This is a genomic window from Leptobacterium flavescens, assembly GCF_010671605.1.
In the GTDB taxonomy this organism is placed as follows: domain Bacteria; phylum Bacteroidota; class Bacteroidia; order Flavobacteriales; family Flavobacteriaceae; genus Leptobacterium; species Leptobacterium flavescens.
Genome location: NZ_JAABOO010000003.1, coordinates 438937 through 455928 on the forward strand (window position 1 = coordinate 438937; position 16992 = coordinate 455928).

The following is a 16992-nucleotide window of genomic DNA, read 5'->3' on the forward strand; positions in this document are numbered from 1 at the left end:
TTAAATCAGATTAACATCGGTTACAACTTCCAGTACGGCAGGGCCTTTTTGCTCGAAAAGTGCTTTCATGGCCTCGTCAAGATCTTCCGCTTTGCTAACCTGTTTTCCCCAGGCTCCGCAGGAACGTGCAAATTCTGCAAAATCAGGATTGGAAAGAGAGGTTTTCCAGACATCCAGCTGGGCAGCTCTCTGTTCTTTAGATATTTTTCCTAATTCGTGATTGTTAAGGATAATGAGTTTTACCGGCATATTGTACTTGACCAAGGTAGTGATCTCTGCCAGGTACTGGCACAGACCTCCGTCTCCGGCAACCGCAACTACGGGCCTTGAATCGCCTACAGCGGTATAAGCCCCTATAGAAGCAGGAAGTGCAAAACCTATAGATCCGAGATAACCCGACATCAGGAAATCGTGTTCTTCAGGCTCAAAATAACGCCCAAAAGAATAAGCGTTGTTCCCCACGTCTACACACATAACTGCATTTTTGGGTGCCAGCCTGTTCATGGCTTCGAATAATGCTATAGAACTCACTCCCTTATCGGAAGTCTCTGTTAATCTCTTTGCTTTTTCAGCCTTCCAGATATCCCATCTTTCAGCTATTTCCCCACGCTGGTCTTCGGTCTGTGTTTTTCCTTTTAATTCTGATGAGAATATCTCCAGGGTTCTGGAGATCTCTCCCCATACGGCAACATCTACCTTGTGGAACTTACTCAGTGCCAGCGGATCGAAATCTACCTGTATGAGTGGTTTTTTAGGAGTGATCCCGGTATGATTGGAGAAAGATGCTCCGAAAACGATCAGCAGATCGGATTCGTTCATAAACCAGGATGCTATCGGAGTACCACTTCGTCCGAGAACACCACAACCCAGCGGGTGACTGTCCGGAATAAGGCCTTTTCCTTTAAATGTGGTCAGAACCGGAGCATTGAGGCTCTCTGCAAAAGCAACCACCTCTTTCTTATTAAAACGGGCTCCGTGTCCCATAATGATTACCGGGCGTTTTGATTTTTTGATCAACTCAACAGCAGCATCGGCCATTTCCTTCGGAGGAGCGATCTCCATAGGAGTTATTCTTCCTTCAGGAGTTTGCGCTTTGGCATTGGCTTTTGCAGGTGTTTCCTGAACTTCATCCGGAAAGGTAAGGTGAGAGACATCTCTTTTCAATATAGCGTGTTTTACCGCCAGCGACATCAGATCGGCATGTTTGCTGTCTGACTGAACCCTTTGGTTGAATTCGGCCACCGTATTAAATGCCTGTACCAGGTCTACTTCCTGAAAGTTTCCTGTTCCCACAACCTGTGTGGCCACCTGTCCGGTAAGTGCCAGGAAGGGTGCCCTATCTACTTTGGCATCCCACATTCCTGTAAAAAGATTGGTGGCCCCGGGACCTGCAATGGTAAAACATGCAGCCGGTTTTCCGGTTAGTTTCCCGTATGCGGAGGCAGCAAAAGCAGCTGCTCCTTCATGACGTATTCCGTAAAAATTAAGTTTTCCTTTTTGTTCCTGGCGCTTCATGGCATCGGCAAAACCGAGATTGGAATGTCCTACCATTCCGAATACTTTGGTCACTCCCCAGTTTACCATGGTCTCTGCCATAATATCGGAGATCGTGGTTTCGTGCTCCGCTTCTTTCTCTACCCCTACATAAACGGCATCGCCTTCTTCTTTTACAGGGAAGGTCTTGATCCCGTCGTCATAACCTCCGGGAGGAAGTCCGGTACAGGGATGGAAATCCCATCCGTGCCATGGGCATCTGAGCATTCCGTTCTCTATGGAACCTTCTCCAAGAGGCCCGCCCTGATGCGGACACCGGTTGTCCAGAGCAGAGAATTTCCCCTCAAAATGCGTTAAACATATTCCCTGATGCTCTGCAGTTACGGTTTTAACCCTTCCTTCAGGCAGGTCTTTTTTGTTATCTAATACACGATGCCAAACAATATTTTTGTCTTCCATTTTAATTTATTGATTCGTTAAACTGATCCTGTCTGATCCTTACTGCTTTGAATGAGAAGGTAATTAAAAAGCCGATCGAGATGAAAAGGCTTATGGTACCGATAAGCATGGAAACGGTTGCAAGATCTTTTGTTAATGCGATAAAATTCTGGATCCCTGCCAGTATTCCGGCTATTACCATGCTCCCTGCTCCTACATATAGACCTACCAGGCCTTTGGTAAGAAGGTTGAGCTGACTTAGTTTTCGTTTGGTCATTAACGGATCTATATTCTGCTTGATCCGATCCGCTATCTCATTGCTCAGGGCAATAAGGATATTGGAGGTCGACAGAATAAGCAACGCAATGCCGGGTAATATGGTTATGGGAATATACCAGGTATTCATATAATTTTTATTTGAGTAATCTGGTTACCAGTTTCTCTATGGTCAACCCTTGTACAATAATTGAAAAAACAACTATACAGTAGGTGACGAAAATAATAAGTTCTCTGAATTCACTTTCCGGGAGGGTGAGGGCCAGAGCTATTGAAATACCTCCTCTCAATCCTGCCCAGGTTAATATCGTTATCCGTTTGCTGTTATTTCGATGTTCTTTTTTGAGAAAGACATTCGATATAAATATAGTGATGTATCTCGAAGCAAGTACAACAACAATAGAAATAATTCCGATGATCAGATAGTCCAGGTTAAAATTAAGGCTCAGGATCTCCAGGCCTATAAGTACGAAGAGTACGGCATTAAGGATCTCATCCAGTACCTTCCAGAAAATGTTCATATTGATCTTTAAAGCCTCATCTTTGCAGGTAGAGTTCAGGTAATTCCCGATAATAAGACCTGCTACTACCATTGCCAGTGCTCCCGATACATGAAGCATGGAAGATAAACTATATCCGCCCATTACAATGGCTATACTGATATGGATAGCAACGATGGGAGCATTGTAAATATATTTGAGGAATATACGGCCCACATAGCCCAGAACAAATCCCATCAGGACACCTCCGAAGGCTTCCTGTCCGAATTCTTTCAGGATATGATCGGCATGAAATCCTCCACCCATGGTTGCAATAGACAGCAGGGAGATAAATACAACTATCCCAACCCCGTCATTAAATAAAGATTCCCCCACGATCTTGATCTCCATATCCTTGGGAGCTCCTGCTTTTTTCAGCAGTGCCAGAACCGCTATGGGGTCCGTAGGAGAAATAAGTGCCCCGAAAACCAGGCTATAGGTATATCCTACCTGCATTCCCAGCAGGCCGGTGATATAATAAAAGGCAGTACCTATTATAAAGGTAGACAGCAATACCCCGAAGGAGGCAAAGATGATTACCGGTACTTTTTCTTTGATAAGACTGTGCAGGTTTACGTGAATGGATCCTGCAAAAAGCAAAAAGCTCAGTAGAAAATCGAAAAGGATGGTCCTGAAATCGATCTCATGTACAATAGAACAGACATTCAAAAAACTCTGCTTGTCTATAAGGTACAAGGAGCCAATGCCCAGAGAGGCCACAATGGCCAGAATCATTACACCAATGGTGTCGGGTAGCTTTAGGAACTTCTTATTGAGAAAGCTCAATAAAGAAGAGAGCGCCACAATTCCTGTAAATATTTGAAACATAGTTAATGGTTTTTTACATCACACCGGCATAATTGATCCCGGTCAGACGGTGCATATCAAAATTAAATGTGGACAGGTCGTCCTGGTTGAATTTTGAAATATCGTCATAACCACAGGACCTGGCGATTACCTTGATAAGATTATTGGTGGCATCAAAGTAATTGTGTAATTGCCTGGCCGAAGACTCAATGATCAGCCTGCTTCTCAGCGAATCTTTCTGAGTAGCGATCCCTACCGGACAGTTATTGGTTCCGCAGGCACGCATTCCCAGACATCCTATGGCCTGTAAAGCCGAATTGGAAACCGCAATGGCATCTGCCCCCAGCATCATCGCTTTTGCAAAATCTTCTGCAATTCTCAAACCTCCGGTAATAATAAGAGTGACATCTTCAGCACCTCTTTTGTCCAGGTATTTCCTCGCCCTGGCCAGGGCAGGAATGGTAGGGACATTAATATTGTCTCTGAGAACTGTAGGCGCCGAACCGGTTCCTCCACCGCGTCCGTCCAGAATAATATAATCTACCCCCACCTGGAGTGCAAATTCTATATCCTGCTCAATATGACTTGCTGCAATTTTAAAGCCAATAGGGATTCCTCCGGTACGCTCTCTTACCTTCTCTGCAAAATCCTTAAAATCATCTACTCCGTGAAAATCAGGGAAGGTAGCAGGAGAAATAGCTGTCTCTCCTTCTTTTAATCCACGTACCGCGGCAATTTCTTTACTTACCTTGCTTCCGGGAAGGTGTCCTCCCGTACCGGTCTTGGCTCCCTGACCTCCCTTAAAGTGAAAGGCCTGTACATTATCGAGCTTATCCCATGAAAATCCGAATTTGGCCGAAGCGAGTTCGTAAAAGTATCTTGAGTTGTTCTCCTGTTCCTGCGGAAGCATACCTCCTTCACCGGAGCATATTCCGGTACCGGACATTTCCGCTCCTTTAGACAGGGAGATCTTGGCTTCCCTGGAGAGGGCCCCGAAACTCATATCCGATACGAATAGAGGAATATCCAGGGATAATGGTTTTTTGGCTTTGGGTCCGATAACCACCTTGGTGGAAACTTCATCTTCATCCAGCAATGGCCTTGTAGCCAGCTGGGCAGGAAGGAACTGAATATCATTCCATTTGGGAAGGGTATTCCTGTCTACTCCCATAGATGCTGAAAAACCGTGGTGCCCCAGATTCTTCAATCCGTTTCTTGCCAATTCCTTGATGTAGCCCGTATAAGGCTCCGTATCTTCCGGATGCGTATCTGCATAGGTGCCTAAATATTCATCTCTCTGAAAAGGCTGAGGATGCAGGTGCTCAAATTCTGCTACTTCATTCTCATCTACCTGGAGGGAATCGCCCTCTATATATTCCTGGAATTTGTGTAGTTGTTCATCGTTGTTGTATTCGCTGATACCGGTATCGTATCTGTAATCCCAGCCGTGAACCCCACATATCAGGTTCTGTCCGTCAATATGCCCGTCTGCCAGCAGTGCACCGCGATGGTGACATCTTCCGTAAAGCACGGAGATCCCTTTTTCGTGTTTTATGATAACTAAATCGGTGTTTCTTACTAAGGCATAGGCTGGTTTTTTCTCTTCAAGTGAAGAGACTTTTGCAATTTCTATAAGTTGCTGTGACATTTGGTTGCTAAGAGTTAAAGTTAGTGATCGTTAAGTTACTTATTTTAAGTCGAAAATCCATAGACCTTATTACAGAGCCGGGATATTTCGAATCAATATAAATAATACATCTTCTCCTTTCGGAGAGGAAATAAGGATATAAAGGTAATTCAACAGAGAGGGAAAGAGGGTATCAAAATTTCCCTAAGGTATAACAGCTTTACCTGAACAGGGGATACTTATGCTAAAAGATGGTTAAAGCTTTAGAGGAGCATCAGGTTACAACCTCTGATATCGGAATGGTCAAAACGCCCGAGGATCTCAAAACTTCCGTCCTCGTATACTTTCCCGAGGTCCTGGGTGGCAATAAAAGCACAGGAATCAATATTTGCCAGATCGGTAATATTTATCCCGCCGGTCCTGCCATAGGGCTGCAGGGAAAGGGCATCTTCCGTATCGCGGGTGCTTATCCTCATCCACGGAGGGCAATCAAAGATCCCGTCGCCTTTGGAATAGGCCTGGGAAAGCAGTTCGGTCATTCCGTATTCGGAGTGGATCTCATTTACTCCAAAACCTTCGCATAGCTGTTGATGCAGTTCCTGGCGGATCAATTCTTTTCTTCTCCCTTTCATACCACCTGTTTCCATAATAATGGTATGCCGGAGCTTCAGCTTAAAGCTTTCTACGAAATCGAGCAGGGCAAAGGACACTCCGATCAGCAGTGTTTTTTTTGCTTGCTTTTCCAATCGGAGCAGGGTGTTTTTCAGGGCTTCCAGATCGTTGAGGTAAAAGCCGCTGTCCGGTTGAGAAGAGCGTTCTATCAGATCGTTTACCATATAGATAAGGGAAGAGCCTTCTCTTTCCAGATAGGAGGGTAGAAGGGCCAGAACGGTATATTCTTCAATGGCGCCGTAAAACTGCCCGAAAGCCTTCAGATAACTTTTTTCATAGTGTTTTATATCGCTTACATAGTGCTTACTGGTCTGGCTTCCCGTGGTCCCGCTACTGGTAAATATACGGTCGGGTTTCGAGTTCCCGCTAACTACCTTATGCGATTTAAAGAACTGAATCGGTAAAAAGGGGATGGCGCTATGCTTTGTTACCTGCAGAGGATCCGTACCCAGATAGTCACAAAACTCCCTGTACACATTGTTGTGCTCATACTGATATCGGAAAAGCCCGATGGAGGTTTCTTCAAATTCTTCTTCGGAGGTAATATTAAAAATAGCTTCCCTGTTCATTGAGGCAAAAATATACAATATGCGGGGTATATAAAGCGCTTTTGCTTAAATACAAAAAAAGCCCCTTTTAAAGGAGCTTTTTTATTATATAGAATTATAAAAATCTTATTTGATCACTAGCTTGCGTATAGACTGGCTATTTGCTTCGGTAACCTTTAGAAGGTATACTCCGGGAACCAGGGTAGATACGTTAAGCGTATTGGTGGTAGTAAGCGTGGTACGCATTACTTCTTTTCCTAAAACATTGTAAATTCTAATGTTTTTTGTGAGGTTTCTGTTAGATGTAATAGTCAACAGCCCGTTAGTTACGGGATTGGGATACATCTTAAAACCATCGATTTCTTTTTGCTGATCCGGGTCCGAATCAGAAACGGCTTCAACGCTGAAGCGGTCTGCATCTATAAAATCAGGTGGGGAATCCTGATAAAGATCCGACTGTCCTATGGACAGGTGCATGACTAGTAGGGCGATAAAAGTCAGCAAGTAATTTTTTTTCATGGCACAATTAAGTTAAGTTATGAACAAATATAATAATTTTAGATTTGCTTCGTTCTCCAGCGTTTGATTTTTTTGTGAAATTACAGTTTTTTGTGGTGAAACACTCAAAAACAACTATATACTGCTCAAAAACGTAGGTGAACGGTAGGGCGAAAAAGACGATTTAAAGAGGCTGAAACAGGGTCAAAAAAGAAAACATCCCGCAGAAAACGGGATGTTTTTTATAAATAGACTGCTTTTTTGCAGTTTTTACCGACTAGAAATTGTTAATAAAGCCTTCGCTGTCAAAGCGTGACCACCCTTCTGCAAAAGAGGTGCTGGCACCTGTTGCATTTGCATCTTCGGTAATGGCAGAAGAAAGATCAACTCCGCCTTCTACTACCACATTAACATCTACTATATTATTAAAGGCAATTCCGTTGATCACTAAGGTACCTCCCTGTGCATTGGCAATAGTTTGGTTGTCTCTGATATCAAGACCCTGATCGAAATTAGTGATCACCACATTAGAAAAATTACCTGCAGTTCCTCTTCTTAATCTCATCCCGTCATTAAATCCAAGACCTACAAGCGTAAGATCGCTGATGGTTGGGCTTGACAGAGGAGTAAGCGTGTTATCATCTTCGTTATTATCAGCCTCGATTCCGTTGTCTCCAACACCGTCCTGAACTGCTATCCAGTTGCTTCCGCTTCCTGTCCATCCTTCGGCCCAGTCAAAAGAATCATCTTCATTGGCAATAGAAAGAAGATTGTCACAACCATCTACCGTACCTCCGAACCACTCAAATCCGTCATCAGAACCTGAGTATGCTTCCAGGTTGTTAATAGTAGTGCTGTTTCCGACAGCATAGAATGAGAATCCGTTGTATTCTACAGAACCTTCAATTACAGAAGCTCCTGCATATTCAACACGTACATAAGTGAGGGTTCCTGAATTGTCATCTTCTGCAGTACCTCCGTATGAAAGGCTGGCGTCGAATTCAGGAGAAGAAGTACCTCCGGCAACGTTAATCGGAGCTCTTCCAAGAAGAACAATTCCACCCCATTGTCCCGGTTGAGGAACGATAGAAGTAAAGACGATAGGATCATTGGCTGTTCCGGTAGCATTGATCATTGCTCCCTGGTTAATGATCAGTGCATCAAGACCATCGTTAGGATCTGTAGTAATCACAGTTCCGGCAGGAATAGTTAAAGTAGCTCCTTCCTGAACGATCACACTTCCCTGAAGGGTATAGGCAATATTGGCATCAAGAGCCGTATTGGTGGTAATTTCTCCCGACAGGATAGCGGTTGTTTGCTGCCCTGTGTTAAAGTTAGTGGTCCATCCTGCAAAGACGCTGGCATCAGCACCTGTAGCAGAAGGGTCGATAGTGATATTGCTGGAAACATCGCTTCCGTCTTCCACAATAATTGTTCTGGTTACGTTCCCGAAACGGATCCCGTCTATACTTAAAGTACCGGCCTGAACATTGGCAATAGTAGCGTTATCCCTGATATCAAGTCCGTCGCTAAAGTTAGTGATCACTACATTTGAAAGTTGTGCTCCTGTACCTCTTCTAAGACGCATCCCGTCGTTGGAACCAAGACCGGTAAGAGTGATATCGCTGATCGTTGGATTTGATGCCGGAGTTGCAGTATTGTTGTCCTCATTGTTATCAGCTTCAATTCCGTTGTCTCCAACAGCTTGCTGAACCGCTATCCAGTTGCTACCACCTCCGGTCCAACCTTCGGCCCAGTCAAAAGAGTCATCTTCGTTACCTACGGAAAGTAAGTTGTTACATCCGTCAATAGTACCTCCGAACCACTCGAATCCGTCATCAGATCCGGCAAATGCCTGAAGGTTATTTACAGTTGTTCCGCTACCTACTGCGTAGAAAGAGAATCCGTTGTATTCTACAGAACCTTCAATTACTGAAGCTCCACCGTACTCTACTCTTACAAAGCTTAGGGTTCCTGAGTTATCATCTGCAATGGTACCTCCGTAAGTAAGGCTGGCATCGAACTCCGGAGAAGAAGTTCCACCTGCCACATTAATAGGAGCTCTACCTAAAAGAACGATTCCACCCCATTGTCCCGGTGCCTGTACATTGGCAGTAAATACGATAGGGTTACTGGAAGTCCCAACTGCGTTGATCTGAGCTCCCTGATCGATGATCAAGGCATCCAGTCCGTCTGCAGCAGAAGAAGTAATAACTGTTCCGGCAGGGATCGTTAATGTTGCTCCGCTTTCAACTCTTACAGAACCTTCCAATGTATATGCTACGGAAGCATCTAAAGTTGTATCGGAAGTAATGTTACCTGTAATTACGTTCTGGGAAGAAGGAGGGTTTCCACCATCGTCTCCTGTAATTCCACTGTCATCTTCATTACTACAGGAAGCGATCATTGCTCCTGCAAGGATTGTAGAAAATAAAAATTTTAAGTTTGATTTTTTCATGATTCTAAAATTGATTTCTCTGCGAAATTATAGCATCAAAATGTCGGTTTCATTAAGCCAGTTTTAATTAATGATTAAGATATTTTTGGCTTGTGAAACAGTTGTTTATATTAAAATTTATATCCTAATGAAAGAGAGAAATTAATACCTCTTGTGCTTCTCAGGATGCCCAGATCCTGGCCTTGAAGGCTTCCGCTGGCAACCTCCTGAGTAAACTCGGATACATCGTTAAGAATGTTTTTAACGGCTATATCCAATGTAAACTTTTTGTTAAAGGAGTTTTTCCAGACAAGATCAAGTTGATGGAATGAATTTTCTTCAATATCATTCAAACCATTTACCCCTAAAGCATCGATCCTTTTTCCAAAAACATTATAGGCCAAAGTGGCAATACTGTTCCATTTTTCACTGAAGTCTTTTGTCCAGCTCAAATCGGCATTTACCAGGAATGGAGATGCTCCCTGAAGCTTTCTTTCATTACTGGTAAGGAAACCGGTATCGATATCATCTGCCAGGCTAACATTAGAATACATCAGGGTTCCGTTAAAGCCGAAATTAAGATCTGAGAAATGTTCTCCGAAGAGCTTGTTTAAAGGAGTAATATACTCTACTTCCAGCCCCAGGATCTCTGCCTGATCATTGTTCACAAAAGTGATAAATCTACTCCCTGCAATTGGCTGAAGGATCGTCTCAATAGGATCCTGGATCAGCTTTCCGAAAGCAGTAAAGGAGATAAGCCCTCCGTCTTCCGGGAAGATCTCGTATTTAAAATCGGCATTGAAGTTGGTAGAGTTATCGATATTCGGATTACCCTGAACTCCGGTCCCATCTCCTTCGTTTCTCAATACGGGAAGTATCTCACGAATCCTTGGCCTGGTTGCTGTTAAGGAAGCAGCAAAACGCAGGTTAGAGGTCTCGTTAAGCTGGTATTTGATATTCATGGACGGGAAAACATTTACAGGATCCAGATTGATCTCACGGAAAGGACTCTGAGGTCCATCCAGTCTGAAATCCCTGAAGAAAACCGTTCTGTCGGTAGCTTCTACCCTAAGACCGGCAGTTATGTCCCATTTTTCAAGTGCTACGCTGTAATTTACATATCCTGCATATAGCAATTGCTCGATTTCCACTCTGTTGGAAGCATCGGTCACATCGTTGTAGAAAAGTCCGTTAGCTGTAAACCCTCTTCTGAAAAAATCTTCAGGATCATCCGTATTCAACGACTCTGTAAGTACATTGAAGTTGGAGTTGAAGTCCAGACGAATAGTTCTGTTAAAGTAATCGTACTCCAGGTAATCTGCTTCCGCACCGAAGGTAATGGTGTTTTTAAATTTACCTAGGTCATCAGCTTCTCCGAAACCGTGCTTGAAGTTTACGAAACCGCTGAAATCCTTGATCTTTACATCAGCAAAGAAACGGAACGGCTGACTGTTGTTAGAGATAAATAATCTCGCATCATTTCCGATCCCTTCAGCTCTTAAAACCTTTCTGTCCGGTTCTTTAAATTCTCCGCTACCAAAGGAAGTACCAAAGCTTAAAGTGTTCTTTTTATCATCGTCAAAGAAGAAGTCACCTAAAAGCTGCAGGTCCAATAAGGTACTTTCGGTATAACGCTGTCCTCGGAAGAAGAATTCATCATCAGCTTCCTCGAACAAACCGAATTTCTCTTCGGATGTATTCTCGGTTCCCTGAATAAATATGGTATTTACTTTTAATTTGAATTTGTTGATATCCTGATAAGCAAGGGATAGCAATCCGGTTTTTTGGGTGCTGAATTTATAACTGTTAAAGTTAAGGTCTCTGTTTACCTCTCCCGTTGTATTATAGGTAGCATCCTGACCGTTCAGGAAAGTTCTGTAACTGTTCTGGAAAACAAGCCCGGTATAGTATCCGAAGCTTCTCTCACCATCTTCTCCAAGTCTGATGGTATTTCCGTGTGTTATTTCATAACTGTTGTCAAGGAAAGCATCGTTATTGTCGAAGTTATAATCCGTATTGAAAACCCTTGAAGATTCCTCGGAAGTAAGGTCTCTTGCCTGACCTACAGTACCTTTATCATAGATGCCCGGGATATTGGTTCTCTGACCGGAGATCCCGAAAAACTCAGACCCTGCCTCGTCATCTCTTCTGAACTCTTTAAAGGAAGTCTGCGAATTGGCTCCGAACCCTATCTTAACAGTAGTGGTTGGAGTTTTAGGAATGTCCTTGGTGATGATATCTATAGAAGCTCCTGCAAAATCTCCGTAAACATCGGGATTAAAGGTTTTATAGATATTTACGTTTCTAACAATATCTGTAGAGAACTGATCAAGAGGAATGATCTTTTTATCAGGATCTACGGAAACAATAGGAAGTCCGTTTACCGTTAAAAAGTTATATCGGTCATCAAGTCCTCTTACAATAAGTCCCCTGGAACCTTCCTGCTTGGAAACCCCGGTTACTTTGGTAAGTCCCTGCTCTACATCACCCACACCTTTTCTGGCTAATTCCTGAGCTCCGATAGATTGTTTGATCTCAATGGCTTTTTTCTGCTCCAGGATCAGGGCAACTTCAGATTCCCTGGAAACCGTAGTGGTAATGACCACTTCGTCCAGTGCCTGGGCATCAGGTCCCAAACCGGTATTGATCTCTGTTGTTTTATCTGCTTCAACCACTACATTGGGGATCTCCAGTGTTTTGTACCCCACAAAACTGATGACCAGAGTATAGGTTCCCGGGTCAACATTCCCGATTTCGAATAAACCGTCGATATCGGTCGTAGTTCCTTTTGTGGTTCCTTTAATAAGTACATTGGCAAAAGGAAGTGGTTCGTCATTTAATTCTTTATCGGTGATCTTACCAACAATAGAACCTTTTTCCTGCGCGGCTAATGCGTTGATTACAAGGAAAAAAGAGGTGAGTAATACAAAAAAATGTTTCATCTATATACAGTAATAATTTTATGGTGCAAATAAACAGGCGTACTGTAAAGGTGAAGTTATGCGCGTATTAAAGATTTGTAAGTTTCATGTTACCCTTATGTTACCATATTAAATGAATGTTAAGTGCTTTTGTTTTTTAATATTATCTTTACTTTTGAGGTATAAAAACACAACCAAAACACAATGAAAAAAAGAGATATTAAGATCCTTTTAGTTGATGATGAGCCAGATATTTTAGAGATCGTCGGTTACAATTTAAGTACCGAAGGTTATCAGGTTTCTACAGCTAAAAATGGGGTGGAAGCTGTGGCTAAGGCCAAGAAAGAGCGCCCCCACCTGATCATTCTCGATGTGATGATGCCTGAGATGGACGGGATGGAAGCCTGTGAGCAGATCAGAAAAATACCGGAACTGAAAGATGTGATCATTACCTTCCTTACTGCACGAGGGGAAGATTATTCCCAGGTAGCAGGTTTTGATGCCGGGGCAGACGACTATATTACCAAACCCATCAAACCTAAGGTATTGGTAAGTAAAGTAAAGGCATTGTTAAGAAGGCTTAAAGAAAGTGAGGAAGATGGAGAAGCGATTAACAAGGTTGGGGATATAGAAATTAACAGAGATGAATACAAGATCATCCAGAAAGGAAAAGAGATTATCCTGCCCAGAAAAGAATTTGAATTGCTATCTTTACTAGCTTCCAGACCGGGTAAAGTGTTTAAGAGAGAAGATATCCTGGATAAAGTTTGGGGTAATGAAGTCATAGTCGGAGGAAGGACCATAGATGTACACATCAGAAAACTCAGAGAAAAAATTGGCGATAATCACTTTAAAACGGTTAAAGGAGTAGGTTATAAGTTTGTACTCTAAATGGCCATAAAACTAAAGAAATCATATAAATTTTCATTCCGGTCCTCCCTGTTTATTACCTTGCTTTCCAGCATTGTAATGGGGCTGACACTCTACGCTTTTGGGATATTTAACCCCTATGTGATCCTGATCTGCGCCATTGTTATCTATGCCTTTTCATTTTTTATACTTCAATACAGGGTAGAGAAATTTATTTACCGACGGGTAAAGCGTATTTATGACGATGTTTCCCTGTTGGAATCGACTACTTTTCAGAACCAGCCCATCACTACAGATATGGCTACACTGACCAGGGAGATCGAAAAGTTTGCAAAAGACAAAAAAGTAGAGATAGAGACCCTGAAGGTGAGAGAAGCTTACCGGAAGGAATTTATGGGGAATGTATCCCACGAATTAAAAACCCCTCTTTTTACCGTACAGGGTTATATCCTTACCCTTCTGGATGGAGCGATGGAGAATGAAGCCCTGAGAGATAAATACCTTCAGAGAGCCGAAAAAGGTGTGGAACGCCTTATTTATATCGTAAAAGACCTCGATATGATCACTAAACTGGAAGTAGGAGATCTGCGACTGGATTATGAGGATTTCGATATTATTGAGCTCATCCGTAATGTCTTCGAGCTTTTCGAAATGAAATCTGCCAAGAAGAATATCACCCTTACCTTCGATATGGAATATGAAAAGCCTGTATATGTATATGCCGATAAAGAGCGTATACAACAGGTGCTGACCAACCTGGTGGTCAATTCTATCAAATACGGGAAAAAAGGAGGTACAACCGAGATCAGTATTGAGAATCTGATCAAGAACAAAGTAATTGTACGGGTAACCGACAATGGCGAGGGTATTGAAAAACAGAATATCCCACGTCTTTTTGAACGTTTCTTCAGAGTTGACAAGAGTGGAAGCCGAAAGGAAGGAGGCTCAGGTCTTGGACTTTCTATCGTAAAACATATTATTGAAGCCCATGATGAGAAGATCTATGTAGAAAGTGTTTACGGGGTCGGATCTGAATTCTCATTCACCATGGAAAAGGCTAAATAAGTCTGAATAATCAACCTCCGCAGAAAAACTACTAAAACCTTTATAGGTCTTGACCTTTGACAATTTGGAAAGAGTAAACTTTTCCTGAGAAGAATAAGGTGCCAATCCCTGCTTTTTTAATCTTTTGGCAAGGTACTCCTGTTCGTACTGGCCCGGGGTGGGGATAAAGAAAGCTTTCTTCTCCAGCTTGGCTAGATCCATTACAGTGGTGTAACCGGAACGCGACAGCACCATCTTACTTTCGTTAAAAGCGATCTCCAGTTCTCTGGAATCCATAAAATTATAGATGGTCAGCTGTTCCTGCCTGCTTACAGTCTGTTCCTTTTCTACTTTTCCTTTTACAAAGAGTACATTTCCTTTAAATTTTTTAACCTCCTCCAGGAGTTTTTCCTCCAGCATCCCGCGTTGAGGTTCCGGGCCTGAAAGAATGACCATCAGATCATAAAGCTCCGGAAGATCTTTTTTGGAAAGCCGGCTTAGCGGGCCCAGATACCGTATAGGGAGCCTGGAGTTCTTAAGATGCCCCAGTTTCCCGCTCAGATTAGGTTTTCCCTCAGTGTCGGGAACCCAGCATTCGTCGAATTTTTTTATGATAGACTGGTGCATCTTAGAGCTTAGCCAGGTAGTGTTTCCCGTAAGCACATTGAGCTGGTGCGTAATAAAGACAGAAGGCACTTTTTTGCTTCGCACCCCGAAACGATTATCCGAAATGATCCCGTTTAGCCGCTCTTTTTCTATCAGTTTGTCGACCTCTTTTTTTTCCTTTTTGATCGCCTGTAGTATCTTCGGGGAATCCCAAAGCATTTTAAGTTTGAAATTCTTTCCTTTTTTAGAGTATTCAATCCGGTACGAAGGCAGTTCTATGGCCTTGAGTTCAGGGAATTCTTTTTTTAATAATTCCAGGGCCTGTCCGTCAGATGCAATAATGGGTTCAAAATTATTGGCAAGCAGAGAATTTATAATGGGAATGCATCTTGTGGCATGCCCGAGGCCCCAGTTTAAAGGGGCAACTAAAATACGTTTCATTTCATGCATTAATACAAAGATAACTACATTTTCAAGTGATAAAGATTTCCTTAATTTTGCTAAAATTTTAAATTATCGTTGTGGGGAGTAAAAACAAACTGAAACGCTTCAGAGAGAATGAGACTTTTAAGAATGTTATCCAACCGGAAAGAGATGAGGTTTTAAACGGAGAGTTTGAACTGAAGGGGAACTGGAAAAGTACTTTTTTCAGAAATTCCAACCCCCTGGTCCTGGAACTGGGTTGTGGTAAAGGAGAGTATTCGGTCAATCTTGCCAAAAAATATCCAAATAAGAACTTCCTGGGAGTCGATATTAAAGGAGCCCGTTTCTGGAGAGGCGCAAAGACTGCCCTGGAAGAAGGGATAGACAATGTGGGCTTCCTGCGTTCCCAGATAGAGCTCATAGATATGCTCTTTGCCGAAAATGAAGTAGATGAAATATGGATCACCTTCCCGGACCCGCAGATCAAGTACAAAAGAACCAAACACAGGCTCACCAATACCGATTTTCTGGATAAATACAAAAAGATCCTGGTAAAGGACGGATTGATGCACCTGAAAACGGACAGCGAATTTATGCATGGGTACACGCTAGGCCTGCTTCACGGACTCGGATATGAGATCCTTTATGCCCATCACGACGTCTATAGCAACGAATATTCACCGGAAGAGGTGACAAGTATCCAAACTTTCTACGAAATGCAGTATCTTGAACAGCGAAAACCAATAACGTACATAAAATTCAAACTTAATTAATGGAGCATATTTTTATTCTCTTTTTTGCCACCTACTCTGCAGCTTTTATGGGAGTTGTCCCCCCAGGGCTCATTAATATGACGGCTGCAAAGACCAGTGCAAAAAAAGGAAAAGCAAATGCTGTTCTCTTTGCCTTCGGAGCCTCTTCGGTGGTTGTTTTGCAGGCTTATCTGGGTGTAATGATCTCGAGATATCTGTATAACAACCCGATCGTTATAGATATTCTGCTCAAAGTAGCGCTGATCGTATTTGCGGTTTTTGCCGTTTACTTTTTTATCATTGCCAGGCGTAAAAAGGAAAAAAAGATCAATGTTGTAGAAGTAAGCCGGAAGAACAGCTTTTTTAAAGGAATGTTCCTGGCTACCCTTAATGTTTTACCGATCCCGTATTTTTCCGGATTAAATGCCGCCTGGAATGTATCTGGCTGGATTAAATTCGAGCTTTTAGATACGCTTACCTTTATCCTGGCAGCCGGCCTGGGTACTTTTTCTACCCTTTATATCTATATCATTTATTTTAGCCGCCTGGAGTCTAAAACAGATCGATTTTCCAAATATTCAGACTATATTCTAAGTGTTTTGATGCTTATCCTGGTTATCATTACCCTGATCAGGATATTCTACGGATAAAATAAAATTGCTAAAAAAAGAAAAATGAAACAGGACAACCAAAATTTCTTTGAACGCGTGTACGATGTGGCACGTTTAATTCCCTACGGAAGAGTAACTTCTTACGGAGCGATTGCCAAATACCTGGGAGCGGCCAGAAGTGCCCGAATGGTAGGATGGGCGATGAACGCTTCCGGACTTAAGGAAGATGTTCCCGCACACAGAGTGGTAAACAGGATAGGAGTACTCTCCGGAAAGCACCATTTTCAGGGAACCAATCTTATGCAGCAATTGCTCGAAAGTGAAGGGGTGGAAGTAGAGGATAATCAGGTAATGGATTTTGAAAAGGTTTTTTGGGATCCCGCAGCCGAACTACTCTGATATTTAACCCGATAGATGACTTTTATCAGC

14 protein-coding genes are annotated in these 16992 nt (G+C 42.7%); 5 read left to right on the forward strand and 9 right to left on the reverse strand.

Annotation, left to right across the window (positions count from 1 at the left end):
* From GWK08_RS14225 to GWK08_RS14260, 8 genes are all read right to left on the reverse strand, one after another.
* Positions 1-1953, reverse strand: coding sequence for a thiamine pyrophosphate-dependent enzyme (locus GWK08_RS14225; protein ID WP_163607893.1), 1953 nt, complete (start codon positions 1951-1953; stop codon positions 1-3).
* A gap of 1 nt (position 1954) precedes the next feature.
* Positions 1955-2338: a hypothetical protein gene (locus tag GWK08_RS14230; RefSeq protein ID WP_163607894.1), complete on the reverse strand. Its 384-nt coding sequence runs from the start codon at positions 2336-2338 to the stop codon at positions 1955-1957.
* Positions 2339-2345: 7 nt separating this feature from the next.
* A complete protein-coding gene (locus GWK08_RS14235) occupies positions 2346-3575 on the reverse strand; it encodes a cation:proton antiporter (RefSeq protein ID WP_163607895.1) in 1230 nt (409 codons plus the stop codon).
* A gap of 13 nt (positions 3576-3588) precedes the next feature.
* Positions 3589-5202 (reverse strand): glutamate synthase-related protein, encoded by a 1614-nt coding sequence (locus GWK08_RS14240; protein ID WP_163607896.1) that lies wholly within the window; start codon positions 5200-5202, stop codon positions 3589-3591.
* Positions 5203-5444: 242 nt separating this feature from the next.
* Positions 5445-6422 carry a LuxE/PaaK family acyltransferase gene (locus GWK08_RS14245; protein WP_163607897.1) on the reverse strand — a complete coding sequence of 326 codons (978 nt, stop codon included), beginning with the start codon at positions 6420-6422 and terminating at the stop codon, positions 5445-5447.
* Positions 6423-6527: 105 nt separating this feature from the next.
* A complete protein-coding gene (locus GWK08_RS14250; RefSeq protein ID WP_163607898.1) occupies positions 6528-6920 on the reverse strand; it encodes a T9SS type A sorting domain-containing protein in 393 nt (130 codons plus the stop codon).
* A 256-nt stretch (positions 6921-7176) separates the two neighbouring features.
* Complete coding sequence (locus tag GWK08_RS14255; protein ID WP_163607899.1) at positions 7177-9357, reverse strand: hypothetical protein; 2181 nt, start codon at positions 9355-9357, stop codon at positions 7177-7179.
* Positions 9358-9467: 110 nt separating this feature from the next.
* On the reverse strand, positions 9468-12278 hold the full coding sequence (locus GWK08_RS14260; protein ID WP_163607900.1) for a TonB-dependent receptor: 2811 nt from the start codon (positions 12276-12278) through the stop codon (positions 9468-9470).
* A gap of 183 nt (positions 12279-12461) precedes the next feature.
* Between GWK08_RS14260 and GWK08_RS14265 the strand changes: the two genes are divergently transcribed.
* The gene (locus GWK08_RS14265; RefSeq protein WP_163607901.1) at positions 12462-13148 is read left to right on the forward strand and encodes a response regulator transcription factor; all 687 of its coding nucleotides are present in this window, start codon (positions 12462-12464) and stop codon (positions 13146-13148) included.
* Entirely contained in the window at positions 13149-14192 is a 1044-nt protein-coding gene (locus tag GWK08_RS14270) for a sensor histidine kinase (RefSeq protein ID WP_163607902.1), read from the forward strand. It abuts the gene before it with no gap.
* Here the strand turns inward: GWK08_RS14270 and GWK08_RS14275 are convergent.
* Positions 14166-15218 carry a glycosyltransferase gene (locus tag GWK08_RS14275; protein WP_317168159.1) on the reverse strand — a complete coding sequence of 351 codons (1053 nt, stop codon included), beginning with the start codon at positions 15216-15218 and terminating at the stop codon, positions 14166-14168. The genes GWK08_RS14270 and GWK08_RS14275 overlap by 27 nt on opposite strands.
* A gap of 80 nt (positions 15219-15298) precedes the next feature.
* On the opposite strand from GWK08_RS14275, the gene trmB reads away from it, so the two are divergent.
* From trmB to GWK08_RS14290, 3 genes are read left to right on the forward strand one after another with little or no spacing between them, the layout of a single operon-like run.
* Positions 15299-15973 (forward strand): tRNA (guanosine(46)-N7)-methyltransferase TrmB, encoded by a 675-nt coding sequence (trmB, locus tag GWK08_RS14280; RefSeq protein WP_163607904.1) that lies wholly within the window; start codon positions 15299-15301, stop codon positions 15971-15973.
* Positions 15973-16602 carry a LysE family transporter gene (locus GWK08_RS14285; RefSeq protein WP_163607905.1) on the forward strand — a complete coding sequence of 210 codons (630 nt, stop codon included), beginning with the start codon at positions 15973-15975 and terminating at the stop codon, positions 16600-16602. The genes trmB and GWK08_RS14285 overlap by 1 nt, the downstream gene beginning before the upstream one ends.
* Positions 16603-16626: 24 nt before the next feature.
* Positions 16627-16962: an MGMT family protein gene (locus GWK08_RS14290; RefSeq protein WP_163607906.1), complete on the forward strand. Its 336-nt coding sequence runs from the start codon at positions 16627-16629 to the stop codon at positions 16960-16962.
* Positions 16963-16992: the final 30 nt, after the last annotated feature.